The 18,641-nt window shown below is 58.4% G+C and carries 16 protein-coding genes; 13 read left to right on the forward strand and 3 right to left on the reverse strand.

The features are described 5' to 3' along the window. The first annotated feature begins 30 nt into the window (after window positions 1-30). On the forward strand, window positions 31-915 hold the full coding sequence (gene miaA, locus AMUC_RS03500; protein WP_012419694.1) for a tRNA (adenosine(37)-N6)-dimethylallyltransferase MiaA: 885 nt from the start codon (window positions 31-33) through the stop codon (window positions 913-915). On the opposite strand, the gene AMUC_RS03505 is transcribed toward miaA, so the two are convergent. After that, the gene (locus AMUC_RS03505; protein WP_128153447.1) at window positions 912-2,123 is read right to left on the reverse strand and encodes a hypothetical protein; all 1,212 of its coding nucleotides are present in this window, start codon (window positions 2,121-2,123) and stop codon (window positions 912-914) included. The two genes, miaA and AMUC_RS03505, sit on opposite strands and share 4 nt — an antisense overlap. A 764-nt stretch (window positions 2,124-2,887) precedes the next feature. Between AMUC_RS03505 and mnmA the strand changes: the two genes are divergently transcribed. From mnmA to AMUC_RS03520, 3 genes are all read left to right on the forward strand, one after another. Next, window positions 2,888-3,961, forward strand: a complete 1,074-nt coding sequence (gene mnmA, locus AMUC_RS03510; RefSeq protein WP_012419696.1) for a tRNA 2-thiouridine(34) synthase MnmA — start codon at window positions 2,888-2,890, stop codon at window positions 3,959-3,961. Beyond that, window positions 3,958-5,307 carry a tRNA uridine-5-carboxymethylaminomethyl(34) synthesis GTPase MnmE gene (mnmE, locus tag AMUC_RS03515; RefSeq protein ID WP_012419697.1) on the forward strand — a complete coding sequence of 450 codons (1,350 nt, stop codon included), beginning with the start codon at window positions 3,958-3,960 and terminating at the stop codon, window positions 5,305-5,307. The genes mnmA and mnmE overlap by 4 nt, the downstream gene beginning before the upstream one ends. Window positions 5,308-5,452: 145 nt before the next feature. Beyond that, on the forward strand, window positions 5,453-6,310 hold the full coding sequence (locus AMUC_RS03520) for an IdeS/Mac family cysteine endopeptidase (protein WP_012419698.1): 858 nt from the start codon (window positions 5,453-5,455) through the stop codon (window positions 6,308-6,310). Between the two features lie 25 nt (window positions 6,311-6,335). Here the strand turns inward: AMUC_RS03520 and AMUC_RS03525 are convergent, their stop codons facing one another. Together AMUC_RS03525 and AMUC_RS03530 are read right to left on the reverse strand one after the other, a co-directional pair. Beyond that, window positions 6,336-6,965, reverse strand: a complete 630-nt coding sequence (locus AMUC_RS03525; RefSeq protein ID WP_162610412.1) for a trimeric intracellular cation channel family protein — start codon at window positions 6,963-6,965, stop codon at window positions 6,336-6,338. A gap of 52 nt (window positions 6,966-7,017) precedes the next feature. After that, window positions 7,018-7,797 (reverse strand): MBL fold metallo-hydrolase, encoded by a 780-nt coding sequence (locus AMUC_RS03530; protein WP_012419700.1) that lies wholly within the window; start codon window positions 7,795-7,797, stop codon window positions 7,018-7,020. A 156-nt stretch (window positions 7,798-7,953) separates the two neighbouring features. Here AMUC_RS03530 and AMUC_RS03535 point away from each other — a divergent pair, with 156 nt between their 5' ends. Genes AMUC_RS03535 through AMUC_RS03575 form a run of 9 tightly spaced genes read left to right on the forward strand, consistent with a single transcriptional unit; the run spans window position 7,954 to window position 18,629 of the window. Then, a complete protein-coding gene (locus AMUC_RS03535; protein WP_012419701.1) occupies window positions 7,954-8,409 on the forward strand; it encodes a division/cell wall cluster transcriptional repressor MraZ in 456 nt (151 codons plus the stop codon). A 9-nt stretch (window positions 8,410-8,418) separates the two neighbouring features. Continuing rightward, on the forward strand, window positions 8,419-9,981 hold the full coding sequence (gene rsmH, locus AMUC_RS03540; protein ID WP_012419702.1) for a 16S rRNA (cytosine(1402)-N(4))-methyltransferase RsmH: 1,563 nt from the start codon (window positions 8,419-8,421) through the stop codon (window positions 9,979-9,981). A 22-nt stretch (window positions 9,982-10,003) separates the two neighbouring features. Further along, on the forward strand, window positions 10,004-10,348 hold the full coding sequence (locus AMUC_RS03545; protein WP_012419703.1) for a hypothetical protein: 345 nt from the start codon (window positions 10,004-10,006) through the stop codon (window positions 10,346-10,348). Between the two features lie 16 nt (window positions 10,349-10,364). Next, complete coding sequence (locus tag AMUC_RS03550) at window positions 10,365-12,464, forward strand: peptidoglycan D,D-transpeptidase FtsI family protein (protein WP_012419704.1); 2,100 nt, start codon at window positions 10,365-10,367, stop codon at window positions 12,462-12,464. Window positions 12,465-12,471: 7 nt separating this feature from the next. After that, on the forward strand, window positions 12,472-13,977 hold the full coding sequence (locus tag AMUC_RS03555; RefSeq protein WP_012419705.1) for a UDP-N-acetylmuramoyl-L-alanyl-D-glutamate--2,6-diaminopimelate ligase: 1,506 nt from the start codon (window positions 12,472-12,474) through the stop codon (window positions 13,975-13,977). 22 nt (window positions 13,978-13,999) lie between these two features. After that, on the forward strand, window positions 14,000-15,373 hold the full coding sequence (locus AMUC_RS03560; protein ID WP_012419706.1) for a UDP-N-acetylmuramoyl-tripeptide--D-alanyl-D-alanine ligase: 1,374 nt from the start codon (window positions 14,000-14,002) through the stop codon (window positions 15,371-15,373). Between the two features lie 5 nt (window positions 15,374-15,378). Beyond that, window positions 15,379-16,482, forward strand: coding sequence for a phospho-N-acetylmuramoyl-pentapeptide-transferase (gene mraY / locus AMUC_RS03565; protein ID WP_012419707.1), 1,104 nt, complete (start codon window positions 15,379-15,381; stop codon window positions 16,480-16,482). Between the two features lie 12 nt (window positions 16,483-16,494). After that, window positions 16,495-17,805, forward strand: a complete 1,311-nt coding sequence (gene murD, locus AMUC_RS03570; RefSeq protein WP_012419708.1) for a UDP-N-acetylmuramoyl-L-alanine--D-glutamate ligase — start codon at window positions 16,495-16,497, stop codon at window positions 17,803-17,805. Window positions 17,806-17,828: 23 nt separating this feature from the next. Beyond that, a complete protein-coding gene (locus AMUC_RS03575) occupies window positions 17,829-18,629 on the forward strand; it encodes a LysM peptidoglycan-binding domain-containing protein (protein ID WP_012419709.1) in 801 nt (266 codons plus the stop codon). Window positions 18,630-18,641 lie beyond the last annotated feature (12 nt).

Below are 18,641 nucleotides of genomic sequence, written 5' to 3' on the forward strand. Positions count from 1 at the left end.
TCTTCTCCACCCCATCAGGCAACACTTCCCATGACCCTGTTTCTGGCAGGTCCCACCGGATCGGGCAAATCCGCGGTAGCCGTGGAACTGGCGGAGATGCTGGACGCAGAAATCGTCAGTTCCGACGCTTACCAGGTGTACCGGGAGCTGCCCATCCTGACGGCGGCGCCTTCCCCGGCAGACCGGGAACGGGTCCCCCACCACATGGTTTCCATCATTCCGGTCCAAAAGAACTGGAATGCCACGGAACACTACCACCGCGCCATGCGCTGCATGGAAGAAATTCACGCACGCGGAAAAATCGCCATCGTCACGGGCGGTTCCGGCCTGTACTTCAAATTCCTCTCCCACGGCCTGTCGGAAGCGCCGCCGGGGGACGCTGCTCTCCGCGCCGCTTTCGCGAACTGTTCCACGGAAGCGCTATACGCCAGACTCTCTTCCCTGGATCCGGAAGGAGCGGCCTCGACGGATGCCTCCAACCGGCGTTATGTGGAACGCAATCTGGAAATCGTCCTTGCCGGAGGAAAACCTCTTTCCTTCTGGAAGAGGAACTGGTTGACCCCGCCGCGCGGGCCCGGCTGGGTCATCAGCAGGGATGTTCCTGAACTGGACGAAAGAATAGCCCACCGTGCCGCACGCATGATGCAGGAGGGGGCCGTGGAGGAAACGGCTTCCCTCGGCCCATGCTCCGCCACAGCGGAACGCACCCTGGGCCTGGCGTTGATACGAAGCATGCTGCGCGGGGAAATCTCCCGTGAAAACTGCCAGGGCCAGCTGGCCCTCGCCACCCGGCAATACGCCAAACGGCAGCGCACCTGGCTGAAACGCGAACAATGGCTCCGGAAACTTCCGGCTTCCCCTTCCGACTCTCCCCGGGCTCTTGCAGAACGCATCATGGAAGAACTGGGGCATTAATCCCTCTTCACACGGCGGTAAATATCCAAGTTCGTCACTTCTCTGAAAAAGGATCGTTCCCGGCAATATTCCGTACTTAGCAAATCCCGCATAGCCCTCAGGGAGGGAGATTCCGTGTTGTCCGGCTTGAAGTATTCTCCCGCTATCACCACATAGTCTATCTTTCCGCGGCGGATTTCCTGATACTGACGCATCCTTTCCCGTTCTGCACCCTGTTTGTCGGAAGCGCAAATCGTAAACGTGCGTATGGGCGGCACCAAACCATTGACACAGTAAAACCATACGGCATGCCGCCCAAGGACTGCACAAGCATTCTCCCCCTCCGGTTCATCACTGGTATCTGGAAGAGCAAAAGCGGACATCCATTCGCGGGCGCGGCTTCTGCATGAAAAATCCACGCAATTCAGGAAGGTGCAAGCCATCACTCCCGCAACAACCAGAGGAAAAAGCCATCGGCGCCACTTTCGGGAAACAACCTCTTCCACATGGATCATCCTGGCCACCACCAGGTATCCCACAGCAGCGAAGGGAATAAGTGTCTGGGCGTAATGGTTGAAATGCGTCTTTCCATTTCCCTGGACGCCCATGCAGGTAATCAGAAAAGCGGCTGTATAATAAATCTTTTCCCTGGCGGGCATCCGGCTTAAAATCACCCCCGCTCCTCCCACGATGTACATCAACATGCTAGGATACATGATATCCCTTTTCACCCATTGGGAATAATTCCGGCACATCTCCTTGAACGATACCGCATCGGCGCCGTAACCGGCATTAAAAACAATGTATCCTTCATATAAATCCAGCAACGCGCCGCGGCTGTAAAAATACCAGAGGCAGGGCGTCAGCATCAACAGGAGCGTTCCTCCCACGCTTCCTGTAAAAATCCATGCCTTCCCGGTCATCCGCGCACGATACAGGACATACAGGAAGGGAACGAACCAAAAAGCGGCCAAGTTGAATTTCAACAGAAGCGCCATCCCGATGCCCGCGCCAAACACCACGCCCGTTCTTACGAAGCGATCGGGATCCCGATACAGGCGGCACACTCCATAAATCGCGGCAAACTGGAAAGGCAGAATAAATTCGGAGGGATGACCTCCTCCTGCATAATAGTGGAAACTGCACATGGAATAAAGGATGAGCAGCGAAACGATAAACGCTTTTTTTCCAGATACGAAGAGAAGTGCCGCCTTGTAACAAAAGATCATGGAGGCCGTCACTGCGAATACCTCAAGAACGAATACAAGCCAGTAAGAACCACACAAGGCGTAGGAAAAGCCATATATCAAAAAAATGAAGGGCCCCTTTTGATCAAACAAATCCCGATAAGGCATCAACCCTTCCATCATTCCGCGTCCCATGAGATGATAAATAATGGGATCACAACTTACGGGAATTTCATAATAGGGAGACACATAACTGGAATAATAACAAATCAGAAATGAGAAAATAGACCACCATGCAATACAACATCCATTTACCCTATTACAACGAAACATTTTTATATGGGTACGGATTTGGAATCCGTAGCTTTTTTCCAGGTGGCCTCCGTTCTCCGGCAGACTGAAATCATCAGACCACCGCATTCTGAAAAACTGAATATGCCATTGAACAACAATTTTTTAGTTAATACCTCCTCATCTTTCCTCATCACGGAAATACCTCCTGAAAAAAAATGAAGGGCCTTACCTCTCCATATTCCAGCTTCCTGTTTAAAGAGGTGGTAAATTAATTATAATACTTTTTTCTAATTTATTATATTGACTACGGATTCCAAATTCGATTTCAGGGAATGTGATTAAAAATCAAAAGCCTCCCGGATCGACCGAATCATATTCCGCATCAGGGACCGGATGCCCCATTTCCACGCTTTTTGTCTTGGCTTACGGAAACATCTTTGGTTTACAGGGTCAGGCGGCAAAGCCTTTCTCAAAGCGGTCCGCCTTATCACCCCCATATCTTTTCCAGCATCGTGGCACGCATACTTGTAGGCTTATCAGGCGGAGTGGACAGCTCCGTGGCAGCGGCCCTGCTCGTGGAGCAGGGCCATGACGTAGTGGGGGCCTACATGAAAAACTGGGTGAATGACGAAGGCATTCCCGGCGAATGCCCGTGGGAACAGGACATTCAGGACGCGCTGGCCGTCGCCAAAACAACAGGTATTGAATTCCGGGTCATTGACCTGGTGGACGAATACCGCGCCCGCATCGTGAATTATCTGATTGAAGGCTACCGCGCCGGATATACGCCCAACCCGGACGTATTGTGCAACCGGGAAATGAAATTCGGCGTCTTTCTGGATTATGCCCTGGAACAGGGGTTCGACTACGTCGCCACCGGCCATTACGCCCGCAGGATGGACACGCCGCAAGGGGCTTTCATCCTGCGCGGGCGGGACCCGAACAAGGACCAATCCTACTTCCTGTCCCTGATGCGCCCGGACCAGATAGCCCGCGCCGTCTTTCCCCTTGGGGATCTGCTAAAACCGGAAGTGCGTGTTCTTGCGGAAAAATACGGCCTCCCCACGGCACGCAAGAAAGACAGCCAGGGTATCTGTTTCATCGGCCAGGTAAAAATGAGCGATTTCCTGCGCCACTACCTGCCGGACAAGCCCGGCAACATCGTGGACACGGAAGGCCGGACGCTCGGCACGCACAACGGCCTGCATCTGTTCACCATGGGCCAAAGGAAAGGGCACGGCGTCGCCTCCCCGCGGGAGGGAGTCGCCTATGTGGTGGTGGGAAAGGATGTCCGGCGCAACCGCCTGATTCTGGGATACGAAGACGCGTCCACGCGGGGATTGTACGCGTCCCGCGCCGTGGTCGGCGGCATTTCCAATACGCTCGCTCCCCTGCCGGCCCGCGTCATGGCCCAGCCCCGCTACCGGGCCAAGGCGGAATGGGCCTCCTGCGAATATCTGGAAGAAGGAAAGGTGCGCCTGGGCTTTGACACGCCCCTCCGGGCCCTGGCCGTGGGACAGGTCTGCGCCTTTTACGACGGAGGCAAGTTGCTCGGGGGCGGCTTTTTTGAATCCATAGAACCATGACTGACCCGGAACGCACCATAGCCGCACAGGCCACCGCCGCAGGACAGGGGGCCATCGCCGTCATCCGCATGAGCGGTCCCGGCTGCATGGACATCCTGAAACAATGCACCCCTGCGGCTTTCACGGAACGCCTCCGGCCGCGCCGCGCGACGCTGGTCTGCATCCGGGACGCGGAAGGTGCCGCCATTGACCAGGCGCTTGTCACCTGGTTCCCCGCCCCGGCCAGTTATACGGGGGAAGATACCGCGGAAATCTCCTGCCATGGCGGCATGCTGGTGACGGACCGCCTGCTGAAACGCCTCTACCAATGCGGGGCCTCCCCAGCGGAACCGGGAGAATTTACAAAAAGGGCCTTTCTGAACGGGCGCATGGACCTGACCCAGGCGGAAGCCGTGATGGATGTGATTTCCGCCGGGAGCGACCTGGCCCTGAAAGCCGCGCAAAGCCAGCTGGACGGAGGCATCGGCGCCCAGGTGGACGAACTGAAAGACAACCTGGTTCATGTGCTGGCCCACATTGAGGCCTATATTGATTTTCCGGATGAAGACATTTCCCCGGACACCGCCTCCGATCTGCTGGCGCGCCTCCGGAACATGGAGGAAAAACTGGACACTCTCCTCAAAACTGCCGAAGGCGGACGCCTGCTGCGGGAAGGCATCCGCACGGCGATCGCCGGACCTCCCAACGTGGGAAAATCCAGCCTGCTGAATACCCTGCTGGGATATGACCGGGCCATTGTCAGCAATATTGCCGGTACCACGCGGGACACGGTGGAAGAATCCATTCAGCTGGCCGGGCTGGCCCTGCGGCTGATTGATACGGCCGGTGTCCGCGAATCTTCCGACGTCATTGAACAGGCAGGCATTACCCGCACCAACAGGGCTCTTGAAACCGCGGATCTGGTTCTGGAAGTGGCGGATGCCTCCACGCCCCGGGTCAAAGACTTCCCCGCCCCTGTTCTCACCGCGCCCCGGCTGCTTATTCTGAACAAGTGCGACCTGGGAATCCATCCGGACTGGAAGGCCGTGCCCGGCATCCGGTTTTCCTGCGCCACCGGGGAAGGAAGAAAGGAATTGGAGGAAGCCATTATCCAGGCCTTTTCCTCCTCCCTGCCCGGTGAAACGGGCAGCTCCCTGGTAGCCATCAATGCCCGGCACCAGCATGAACTGGGCCTCTGCCGGGAGCATGTCCGGCTGGCTTCGGAATCCATCTCCCGCCAGGAAAGTCCGGAATTCACAGCCCTGGAACTGAGAGAGGCCCTGACGCACCTGGGAGAAATCACCGGAGCCGTGGATACGGAGGACGTGCTGGGCGCCATTTTTTCCTCCTTCTGCCTGGGGAAATAAGAAGAAGCTTCCATCAACAGGTTTTTCTGATTCCGGAATCTTCTTTCCTCTCCATTCTGTGGAAGGATGGCAATCATCCAAAAATTTATTTGCGGATATTTTCATTGATTCCGGCTTGTTAATTCGCTATCGATATCATGTTTTTATGTTGCGCACCCTTTCCCTCTTTTTCCTTTTCGCTCTGGTTCCTGTCCAAGCCGCCATTTATTTTGCCCATAATGTTTCCGAAGATTCGGGGTTCATAAATACCAAAAAATACTGGAACGGAGATTCCGATTTATGCTGGGCGGCCACAGCCAGCAATATGCTGCAATGGTGGCAGAATAATTCCTCCGGCATTCCGGCTTTCGTTCCCAACGGCCAGAATGAAAGCGGAAGAACGGAAATTTACGATGTGTTTTGCAATAATTGGGCCAATACCGGGAAAGGCATAGAAATAGGCCTGCGGTGGTATCTGGGAGGGAAACCCCTCAATCCCAACAACTATTTATACGATTTTAAGGAAACCATCACTGAACCGCAGAATACTGGCCGATACTGGGAGGGATATATCACATCTCTGGGATTGTCCTCTTCCACCTGGGAAGGCGACTGCCCTTTCATCAGCAGCAAATACTTCACGCAAAGCGATTTTCCCCTCCAGTTCGGTACAGACCTCGTCTCATTTTTCCAGAATGGCGGCGTAGTGGGCCTTTCCATTGCTCCTGCATCAGGTCCGGGTCATGCCATTACCTGCTGGGGAATTGAGGTTGACGACACTACCGGCATGGCCAAATCCCTGTACGTCACAGACTCCGACAACGGACAAGGTCTGGAAAAACGGGACGTTTATTATCATGAAACGGATGGAACCCTGCACTTGGGGAGCGAGAACGGCCCTCGAATCAACGCATACGACGCCCTGATGCTGCCCTTTTATAATGTTCCGGAACCTTCCACGGCAGTTCTCACCACCCTCGCGGCGGGAACTGCCTTTTGCCGCCGCAGGCGCCGACGCTCTTAAGGCTTCACGAAAACATTCCCTCCTGTCAAGTTTCCGGCTCTTCAGGAGGCGAATCGGTATCTGAGGTGAATAACGGAATGTAGGAAGGCAGGTTCCAGTTCCAGCGGATGGCCGCCAGGCGTACGGAAAGCGTGACCATGAAGCCCGTCACAAAGCAGGAGGAAGAATCAATTCCGGCATAGTAAAGCACCGCGTACGCCACGCCTCCCAGCAGGGCCGCGGTGGCGTATAGTTCTCCGGGACGGAACACGTAGGGAACGTTGCCGGTAAGCACGTCGCGCAGCAGGCCGCCCGCCACGCCGGTACAAATGCCCATCATCACGGAAACAGTAGGCGTATAGCCGTGGAGATAGGATTTTTCCGTGCCGATCATGCCGAAAAGGGCCAGAACGATAGCATCCGCCACGCGGATAGTGCCCATGGGAGGCGGATATTTCTGGGCCACATAAAAGGTTGCCAGACTGGTGACGACGGAGGCCAGGACAAAAATTTCCCCGGAGGGGAGCGTCCAGTACACCGGTATGTCCAGCAGGATGTCGCGCACGGTTCCGCCGCCCAGCGCAGCCAGGGTGCCGCAGACAATCACGCCGAACAAATCCATTTTCACCCGCGAGGAAGCGATGGAACCCGCCAGGGCTCCAATAATCGTGCTCATGATTTCACAGGTGGAGAGGAACATGGCGGGAGGAACAGGAAAAAAGGCATATTCAGCAGACCCGTATCCACGGCAGGCAGGAGTCCTGGCTGGCGCAGAACAGGGAGGTGGAAGCCAGCCCCATGTCATGCAGGGTATCACGCATCAGGCTTTCTGCCAATGCCGGAGAATTGCTTTCTGCGCTCAGATGGGCCAGCACCACGTTTTTCAAGGCTCCATGAGCAATCCGCCTCAGCAGGTCGCACGCCTGCCCATTGGAGAGATGACCGTGCGCAGAAGCGATGCGCTGCTTCAGCGGCCAGGGCCTTCTGGGAGTGGCCGCCAGCATGTCCGGATCATAGTTTGATTCCACCACCAGGCTGTCCACCATGGCAAGGTATTCCGCTATGCAGCCGGGAGCCTGCCCTGTATCGGAAATGAAACCCAGGCTGGACCGCTCCGTTTCAAATTTGAATCCCACCGGGTCCACGGCGTCATGGTAAGTGGGGAAGGGAGTAATGACGATATCCCCTATTCTGAAAGACTGCCCCTTTTCAAAATAGGCCCAGGGAGCCTCCGGCGCTTTTTCCTGGACGCACATGGCCGTATGGCGGGTGGCGTAAACACGCACGGCATGCTTTCTGGTGAACTGGTGCACGCCTTTCATGTGGTCCGCGTGTTCGTGGGTAAGCAGAATGGCGTCCAGCTCATCCGGCTCCACTCCGGCGGACTTCATCTTATCCCGCAGCCTGGCGGCGCTGAACCCGGCATCCACCAGCAGGACGGTTTCCCCCGCCCTGACAATGGTGGCATTTCCCCCGCTGCCGCTGCCCAACACGCAAAACTGCATCATGCGCGGAATATAATACCGCCCCCGGAAGGGAGCAAGAACGTATCCATGCTTTTTTTATGACATGAGCACATGAAAAAATACTTTTTTCCAGTACGGGGTTGACATTTCAGGTGCATTAAAGTGTATTGAAGTCACTACGTAGTGTACTTGCATGCGATGAGCAGTGTATCAGACAACCTTTTTGGTGCATACACGCACAAGCTGGACCCCAAAAACCGGATTGCCATTCCGGCCGAATGGAGGCCCTCCGAAGGTTGCGCCCTGCTCCTGTTATCCGGCCGGCGTCTTGATTTGCCGACCGTCAAAGCCTATACGCGGGAAAAATTCCAGCAACTCATTGACAAGATAGAAACAACGCCCGGCTACACGGAAGCGCAAATCGACCTGTTCATCGGCAAATTATACGCCAACTGTGTGGAGGCTGTCATCAACGCCCAAGGCAAGCTGCTGATACCCAAACAAATGTGCGAACACGCACAGCTCAGTTCCTCCGTCCGGCTCGCCGCACGGAGAGGATATTTCGAATTGTGGGAACCCTCTCTCTACGAAGAAGTTTCCCGGCGTGAAAACGCCAGCATCTCCGACATCAACCAATCCTACGGCATTCTCTAGCTTTCCTTCATGCCCCCAGACTCCTCCATTACGCCCAATCCCCAGGCACGCCCCTGCGCAACGCTTGCATTGCGCCCGGGCTGGCTTGCTTCCGGCCTGGGCGTCGGCGCCAGAACCGGGCTGCATGCGGAACTCACGGCTTATTCCATCGTTTTCTGGGGGCACGATGCCCTTCCGGCGCAGGATATGGTTGCCTGGCAGCAGGAAAAGGCACGCCTCATGGCGGAGATGTCCCTGGCCGGGCAAAAGGGCGCCTATGGCAAGCTGGGCGCATTGTCTTCCGGCCTGACCCGGGCTTTTGACGACCATATTGAGCTTTCTTTACGCGCGGGCGCGGGTACGCACGTCCGCACGGAGGAGGTGCAGGCCCTGGCAAACGGGCTCGCGGAAGAAACGTCCTGCCGCGTGCTGGCGTGGAGCGTCTGCCGCAACCATGTGCATGTGATTGCGGAGCTGACGGAGGAAAAAGGAGTGGATGAACTGGTCTGCTCCTGGAAGGCGCTGGCCCCCTCCATGAACTGGGAAGACGCGTACCACACGGAAGCCCTGAAAGCCCGGGAAGCCGCGGCCAGGGTAGACGCCCTGATTTCCGAACTGGGGGATGACGCCGCTGCCGCCGTTGATGCGGAAGCGGACGGGGCAGACTCCGGAAACGGCTTCCGGCACATTACCGTGCTGCTGCATGAGACGGTGGACATGCTGAAGGCAGGACCCGGCAAATTCATCGTGGACTGCACGCTTGGCGGAGGCGGCCATACGGAACTTCTGCTGGAGCAGGGAGCCACTGTCTGGGGCATTGACCGCGATGCGGACGCCCGCCGCGCCGCCATGCTCAGGCTGGCGCGCTTCGGTTCCCGTTTCAAAGTCCTCGCCGGCAACTTCCAGGACGTGGAAAGCATTCTTTCCCAGCAGGGGGTTTCCCGGGTGGACGGGCTGCTGGCGGACCTGGGCGTTTCCTCCCACCAGCTTGACACCGCCTCCCGCGGCTTTTCCTTTAGGGAAGACGGCCCTCTGGACATGCGGATGGATACCCGCGCCGCTCTCTCTGCCCGGAACCTGGTGAATGAGGCCCCGGAAGAAGAAATCGCAAATATCCTCTGGCAATTCGGCGAGGAACGCGCTTCCCGCGCCATTGCCCGCGCCATGGTGAAAGCCCGTGCCCAGGCACCCATCACCACGACCGCACAGCTTGCCCGCATCGTGGAATCCGTCCTGCCGCGCAAAGGAAGACAACACCCCGGCACCCGCACGTTCCAGGCCCTGAGAATAGCGGTCAACGGCGAGCTGGATGCCCTGGACGCTCTGCTGGATTCCTCCGTGCGTCTGCTCGGGCAGGGGGGGCGCATGGCCGTCATCACCTTCCACAGCCTGGAAGACCGCAGGGTCAAGCAGTTCTTCGACCTCCGGAGCCGTCCGGAAATAGACCGCCCGGAATGGCCGGCACCCCGTCCCAACCCGGATTACTGCTTCCGCCCGCTTTCCCGCAAACCCGTCACTGCGGGAGAAGAAGAACTTTCAACCAACCCCCGTTCCCGCAGCGCCAAGTTGCGCGGCGTGGAAAAAATCATCTGACCATCTCTCTTCCGCCACCGCCATGAAAAGATTCAAACAGCGTTTCACCGGCCACCAGATCAGCGTGAGCATGATCATGTGGCTCATTGCCTTCGCCGCCCTCACCTGCGGAGCGGGCATCACTTATGCCGTGCTGAAAAACGACCAGATCCAGGTCGCGCGCGACATCAAGCAAATGAACGAAGAGATCGCCTCCTGCGAACTCACAAAGGAATATTACCGTTCCAAGACTTCCTCCCTGACCAGCCGCTGGGCCATCCGCGACAGGCTGGCCCAGGACAAGTCCAACCTGCAGCCTATCGAGCCCTCAGCCGTAGAATACATTTCTTCCGAAAACGCCTCCCGCATCGCTGCGGCAGGCCATTAACTGCGTTGAGCCGTTCATGATCACGATCACGAAGTCCAGATTTGCCAGAAGAAGCCTCGTCCTGTGCGGCCTGGCGGGCGCGGCGGTCATCTGGCTGATGTTGTCGCTGGTCAATCTCCAGCTGGTTTCCCCCCGGAAAACGAGCGGCGTTTCCAGCGGCGGCATTATTGAACGGGAGGTTCTTTTGCCCCAGCGCGGCCGCATCATGGACGCCAATGAGGAAATCCTCACCAGCAACATGCAGAGCTCCGAGCTGATTGCGGACGGCTATCATCTGAACGACCCCAAGACCATCAGCTGGGCTCTGGCCTATTCCAAGGCCGTCCATTCCCCGTTCTGGGAGAAAGCCGCAACGGATAAGGAAAAGGAAAAGCTCGTTTCCGGCTTCCGTAGCAAGATTCTGGGCCAGGCCGCCAGCAAAAAGGACGGCAGCAAGGAACATAATCTGGCGAAAATCCTGCTGGAAGAGCCTGAAGACGGACCGGAAGGGGTAGATATGGCCAGAAAAAAGCTGGAAGAGCTTTATGAGCCGGAGATGGTGAAAGAATACGTGCAGGCGCACCTGGAATACGCCGCCAAAGTGATTGCCCCTTTCCTGCCGGACATGAGCGTGCAGGACATCATCAACACGGTGGAAAAAGACGGGGCGATTCCCAAGAAGCGCATCGTCATTGCCAAAAACCTGTCCGAGGAAAAAGCGGAACTGCTGCGGCAGGCTATCCAGAACGCCCGCGTCCAGGGGTTCCGTTTTGAGACCTCCTCCAAACGCGTCTATTCCGTGCCGGAATGCATGGTGCATATTCTGGGCTACATCGCCCAGACGAAGGACAGCGGCCCCCGGCCCATAGCCCTTTCCGGCCTTGAAAAGCAGCTGGACGACCAGCTGCTGGGCCACAACGGCATCAGGGAATACCGGAAAGACAGCCGCGGGCGCATCATTCCCTCCGCGGATTCCCGCTTCAAGGATGCCGTGGACGGGCTGAACGTGCGCCTGACGGTAAACATGGAATACCAGACGATCGTGGAGGAGGAGCTGGACGCCGCCATCTCTTTTTACACGGACCAGACCCACAAACCCCGCGGCTGCATTATTGTGGTGGAACCCAAGACCGGCAGCATTCTGGCGATGGCCAGCCGGCCCCACTATAATTTAAATACGCGCGAGGGCCTTCAGGAAGGCGCCTACCATTTCGCCGTGCAGTCCCTGTACGAACCCGGTTCCACCTTTAAAATAGTTTCCGTCACATCCGCCGTGGACAGCGGAAAGGCCACGTTCGACACCATGATCAACTGCACCCCTTATCCGGTGCCCGGTTCCCGCCCCGTCACGGACGCCCCCCGTTCCTATGGCGGCCTGACCGTAGCGGGCGTGCTGAAAAAATCCAGCAACCCGGGCGCCTTCCGCATTGCACTGAAATCGGGTTGGCCCACGTATAAAAAATACTTTGACCTGTACGGATTTTCCTCCAAAACGGGTATCGACCTGCCGGGGGAAACCAACAGCCAGTGCCAGGACGGCAGCAATTTTGTCAACTTTTCCCGCATCAGCTTCGGCTACTCCCTGATGGTGTCCCCCCTGCAGGTCGCCATGGCTTATGCCGCCATAGCCAATGACGGCGTGCGCATGCGCCCCCGGCTGGTTGACGGCATTTATGTGGATGACAGAAACTTCCAGCCTTCCCCCCCCGTGGAGGTATGCCGGGTCATGAGCGTCAAGACGGCCCGGGACCTTCGGAACGCCCTGTTCCACGTTACGGATCTGGACGGGACCGCCAAAAGAGCGCGGGTTGAAGGCTATAACGTGGGAGGCAAAACCGGAACCGCCCACAAGGTGAAGCCTACAGGCGGCTATTTTGAAAACCGCTACACCGTCTCCTTTGTAGGAATGCTCCCGGTGGAGGACCCGGCCTTCGTCTGCCTTGTCGTCATTGACGACCCCACTTCCAAGCATTGCCATCCCGGAGGCGGAACCGTATGCGCCCCGGTCTTCCAGAAACTGGCCACCCGCCTGGCGGCCGCCATGAACATTCCTAAGAACGTCCCTTCCGCAGAGGCAAATAAAAAAGCCTCCCGTGCCCAGGCCTCTTCCACCCCATCCAAACCGCCGCGCAGATAATCCCGTCATGAAGCTACTTACCTTACTCAAAGACCTTCCCTCCCATACGCTCACCGGCTCCCCCCAGGTGAAAATCTCCCATCTGGAATGCGACAGCCGGCGCATTCTGCCCGGTTCCTGCTACATTGCCCTGAAGGGAACCCGGGCGGACGGCCATGAATTCATCCCGGAGGCCATTCGCCGCGGAGCCTGCGCCGTCGTCGCGGAAATGCCCTGCACGCAGGAAGCCAGGGAAGCCGGAGTCAGCTGGGTGGAGGTGAACGACTCCCGCCTGGCCGTCAGCCTGATGGGCGCGGCCTGGAACGGACGCCCTTCCCGCCACATGACCATGATCGGCGTGACGGGGACGAACGGAAAAACCACAACGGCCTACATCGCCCATTCCCTGCTCAAGCAGTCCTGGCTGCGCGCTGGATTGATCGGCACCATCGCCTATGACAACGGGGAGGAAATCACTCCTTCCACCCATACCACGCCCGGACCGCTGGAACTGGAACACCTGCTGAAGGAAATGTATGAAAACGGCTGCCGCGGCGTCTCCATGGAGGTCTCTTCCCACGCGCTGGACCAGGAACGCGTGGCCGGCATCAATTTCAACGTGGGCATTTTCACCAATCTGACCCAGGACCACCTGGACTACCATCACACCATGGAGAATTATTTCCAGGCCAAGGCGAAATTGTTCGAACAGATGGCACAGGACACCAAATCCCGGCGAAAACCCGTGGCCGTCATCAACATCGACGACGCTTACGGCCGCCGACTGGCGGAAATGTTTTCCGGCCGCATGACCGTAAAGACCTACGGGTCCGCCCTGGGGGCGGATTTCCGCATGCTGGTGCACCACGCCACCGCCAAAGGCAGCGAGTACGAATTGGAATACAAGGGGAAAAGCTACCTGGTCCGTGTCCCCCTGATCGGCAAGTTCAACATGTACAACAGCCTGGCCGCGCTGGCCGCCGTCATTTGCGCCGGCATCCCCGTGCGGGACGCCATTGCGAACCTTCAGAATATTCCGCAGGTCCCCGGCAGGCTGGAACTGTTCACCCACCCCGGAGGCGCCCAGATTTTCATTGACTACGCCCACACGCCGGACGCCCTGGAAAACGTCTGCAAGACGCTCAAGGAACTGTGCTCCCGCCGCCTGATTACCGTGTTCGGCTGCGGCGGGGACCGGGACAGGGGAAAACGCCCCCTGATGGGAGCCGCTGCCGCGCGCCTGTCAGACGCCTGCATCGTCACCTCCGACAATCCCAGAAGCGAGGAACCCCTCTCCATCATCAGCCAGATTGCGGCGGGCATGCCGGAAGGCAGATACGCCATCATCCCGGACCGGGCCAGAGCCATTGCCACGGCCATCGAGCAGGCCCGTCTGGGGGACATCGTCCTCATTGCGGGCAAGGGCCATGAAAATTACCAGGAACTTTCCACCGGCCGCATTGATTTCAGCGATGCCAAGGAAGTGCGCCGCAACATGTTCATCAAGGAACGGGAAGAATTCCCCCAGGCATAACACGTTATTCCGTCTTTCTTTCATGATTTCCCTCACGGCACACGGCATCAGCAACGTCATCGGCGGAAAACTGGTCAGCGGCCCCTTCGACAGGGTCGCTTCCGGCGGCGTGTGCACGGACAGCCGCCATTTGCCGCCCCATGCCGTTTTCTTCGCGCTGGGGGGAGAAAAATTTGACGGAAACCTGTTTGCCCCGGAGGCATCCCGTACTGCGGCCGCCGTCGTCGTCAGCCGTGTGGAGGAAGGCATGGACCCCTCCTGCGCCGTCATTCTGGTGGAAGACACGCTGGAAGCCCTTCAGAAGCTGGCCTCCTGGTGGCGTTCAGAGCTTACCCTCACCGTCATCGGCCTGACCGGCTCCAACGGAAAAACCTCTACCAAGGATCTGACGGCCTCCGTTCTTTCACAGGGGTTCCGCACCATCGCCACGCAGGGCAACCTGAACAACCACATCGGCGTCCCCCTCAGCATCCTCCGGGCCACCCCGTCCGACGAAGCCGCCGTATGGGAAATGGGCATGAACCACTCCGGGGAACTGGCTCCCCTGTGTGAAATGACGCGCCCGAAAATCGGCATCATCACCAGCATCGGCACCTCCCACATGGAATATCTGGGTTCGCGGGAAAACATCGCCCGGGAAAAATGCACGTTGGCACGCTGCCTGCCGGAAGACGGCTTCATGATTTTTCCGGCGGACTGCGATTATGCGGATATGATCCGTCAATCCACCCGCGCCGCCTGTATTGACTGCGGCATTGGCGCCGGAACCGTTCGCGCGGAAAATCCCGTCTCTACCGAGAACGGGACACGCTTCATCCTTTCCATCCCGGATTTCTGCCGGGAAGAGGTGGAATTGCCCGTCCACGGCCGGCACATGGTAACCAATGCGCTTCTGGCCGCCGCCGCCGGCTGGGCGGCAGGTCTTGCGAAAGAGCAAATCGCCTCCGGCCTCAATCAGGCGCGGCTCACGGGCGGCAGGCTTCACTGCACCCGGATCAACGGCATTCTGGTAGTGGATGACACCTACAATGCCAACCCGGATTCCATGCAGGCCGCCCTGCATACCGTAGCGGGGCTTTCCTGCACCGGCAGACGCTTTGCGGTGCTGGGCAGAATGGGGGAACTGGGCGCGTTTTCCGAGGAAGGGCACGTTCTGGTGGGCCGCACGGCGGAAGAGCTCCGTCTTGACTGCGTCGTCAGCGTGGGAACGGATGCCGCCCGGATTACGGACGCTATTTCTCCGAACGCCTTCACTCAAAGCCTGCATTTCGGCTCTGCGGAGGAAGCGGCAGAATGGCTCCGCAGCCATACGGCGCCGGGAGACATCGTCCTCTTCAAAGGCAGCCGCCTCGCCCGGATGGAGCAAGTCATGAACCTCACCTTTCCGCCACAGTAAATTTTATGCATTCCGTTATTGAACAGTTCAGCCCCTCGGGGGCATTTGCAGAACCGGCAGGGAGGGCCCTCCTGGCCTGCCTGGTTTCCTTTGCCCTGACCATGATATTCGCCCCGCGGGTCATCCGGGCGCTGATTTCCCTGAAAATCGGCCAGCCCATCAGGACGGCAGAAGAGGTGCACAAGCTGGCGGAACTCCACGGGGCCAAGGCGGGAACGCCCACCATGGGCGGCGTGCTGATCGTAGGGTCCATGACGGCGGCTACCCTGTTGTGCGCCAGAATGGGCAATCCCTTTATCATTGCCTGCCTGATCGTCACCCTGGCGCTGGGCCTGCTGGGATTCCGGGACGATTACCTGAAGGTGGCGAAAAAAACCTCGGACGGCATTTCCGCACGTAAAAAACTCCTCGTCCAGTTCCTGGCCGGCCTGGCCGGCGTCACCTTCCTGTACCTGTACCCGGAAGGCAATCCCCGCGTGGAACTTCACGACTACATATCCTCCCTGTTCATTCCGTTCTATGGCCAGGTGAACCTGCCATGGTTCGTTTATATTCCTTTCGGCGTCGTGGTGGTCATGTCCGCCTCCAATGCGGTGAACCTGACAGACGGCCTGGACGGCCTCGCCTCCGGCTGCTCCGTCGCCACGGGCATTACTTACGCCATCATTGCCGTCCTCTGCGGAAGCTGGCTGACGGCTGATTCCCTGGATATTCCCTTCCACCCCGGCGCGGGAGAAATCAGCGTCTTCATGATGGCCCTGGTAGGGGCCTGTCTGGGCTTCCTCTGGCACAATTGCTACCCGGCCAGGGTATTTATGGGAGACACCGGCTCCCTGGCCCTGGGCGGAGCGTTCGGCATGGCTGCCGTCTGCACGGCGCAGGAGCTTCTCTTTATCGTCATCGGGGGCGTCTTCGTCATGGAGGCCGCGTCCGTCGTGCTGCAGGTAGGCAGCTACAAGCTGCGCCACGGCAAACGCATCTTCGCCATGGCTCCCATCCACCACCATTTTGAACTCAAAGGCTGGAAGGAAACGCAGGTGATTGCCCGCTTCTGGATGATCAGCCTCCTGCTGGCTTTCCTGGGCCTTTTCCTGATTACCACCGCCTGACAAACCACGAACATGCAGCTCAATAACCTCAACATCGCCGTTCTGGGAGCGGGAAGAAGCGGACGCGCCGCGGCGCGCCTCGCCATAAAGCATGGCGCACGGGTATGCGTGTTTGACGCTTCCTCCTCCATTGACGGATGGCCGGAAGACATTCCCCTGCATACCGCTGCCACGGAGGAAGACGGACGCGCCTTTCATGCGGATATGGTGGTCATCTCCCCCGGCATTGAGACGGATAGCCCCTTTGTCAAATCCTTTGGACGGGAAGGCGTGGAAACCATCGGTGAAATGGAGCTGGCATGCCGCTTTTACCATGGCCGCATCATCGCCATCACCGGAACCAACGGCAAAACCACCACCACATCCCTGGTGGAAAAGATTTTGCTGCGCGCCGGAAAGACCGCCGTTGCCTGCGGCAATTACGGCGTGCCGGTAGCGGAAATCCTGCTCCGGGATTCCGTGCCGGACGTGCTGGCACTGGAGGTCAGCTCCTTCCAGTTGGAAACCATCCGCGATTTTCACCCGGATGTGGCCGTATGGCTCAATTTTGCGCCGGACCACATGGACCGCTACAAATCCGTGGAGGATTACCACCGCGCCAAACTCCATATCTTCGACAACCAGACGGAAAAAGACCTGGCCGTCGTTCGCTCTGGGGAACGGCTTCCGCACCTGAAAGCCTCCGTGCTCACCTTCAGCCCGGAAGATCCGGCGGCTGATCTTTATTACCGCGGACCGTTGATCCTGGAGGGCGGCGCTCCCCTGCTGAACCTGGAAGGGACCACCCTGAACCAGCGCCATAATGCGGAAAACGCCATGGCCGCCGTCCTGGCATGCCGCCACCTGGGCATTCCCGCAGAAACAGCCGCAGAAGTATTGAAGGAGTTCGCGCCCCCCGGCCACCGCTGCGAAACCGTCCGCACACTGGACGGCGTGCTGTGGCTGAACGATTCCAAAGCCACGAATCTGCATGCGCTGGAAGCGGCTCTGAAATCACAACATTCCCCCGTCATCCTGATTGCCGGAGGCAAGGATAAAGGGCTGGATTACGTACCCCTGCGGCCCATGCTGAAAGAAAAAGTGCGCGCCTGCGTGGTATTCGGCCAGATTGCGGACCAGCTCCAGCACGCTTTTTCCCCTGCGGTCCCCACGGAAAAAGCCGCAGATGTAGAGGCCTGCGTGGCGAAAGCACGCTCTCTCGCCCGGCCGGGAGACACCGTCCTGTTCTCTCCCGGCACTTCTTCCTTTGACATGTTCACCGGTTATGTTCAGCGCGGCCAGGCCTTCAGGGACGCGGTGAACGCCCTTCCCCCCCTTTCCTGACAATTCACCAGAAAACGACCATCATGAAAACGACCAAGACACCTGATCACAATCCGACCGGACGCACCCGTCCGAAACGCAAAATGGGCACCGTACTCCGCGCCAAACTCAGCAAATACCGCGCCCGCGTCTCCGAATTTGAAGATGACGCGCCCAGCAGCACCGTCGTGCGCTGGCTCGTCGTCCTTCTTCTTCTTCACCTTCTCGTCATCGGCGGCGTTTACGTCCGCAGCACCTGGTTCAGAAACACGGCGGAAACCGTAGAAATGGCAGCCGCCCTGCCCGCGCCGCCCACCGTCCCGCAACGCCCCGCTCCCGCAGCGCCCCCGGCCGCTCTGCCCCAGGTTCCCCAGGCCCCCCCCGCAGCCCCGGTCACCATCACGCAGCCGGAACAGGTAGTGGACGCTCGCCCCAACAGGCAGCCGGCCCCTGCGGTGGAGGAACACATTCCGGATGCAGCCCCGGTGGCAGGTCCTGCGCGCCACATCGTGCGCACGGGAGATACCTGGGAACGCGTCGCGCGTGACAACCAGGTGGCCGTCAATGACCTGAAAGCCGTCAATCCCAAAGTGCAGCGCCTTGTCAGCGGAAGCACGCTCGTCATTCCGGCCCGGCCAGGAGACAAATTTGAACCGGAAAAGTCCGCCGCGGAGGAATTGGAGCCGGAAGGCGTGCCCCACATTGTGAAGAAAGGGGAAACCCTCTCCGTAATCGCCCGCAAATACAAAATGAACTGGCGCACCCTTCAGAAATTCAACAAGATGAATGACCGGGACGTAGCGCGTCTCAAAATCGGGCAAAAAATCATGATCCCCAAAAAGTAGGCCTCTTCCTGC

Source organism: Akkermansia muciniphila ATCC BAA-835, from assembly GCF_000020225.1.
GTDB lineage: Bacteria > Verrucomicrobiota > Verrucomicrobiia > Verrucomicrobiales > Akkermansiaceae > Akkermansia > Akkermansia muciniphila.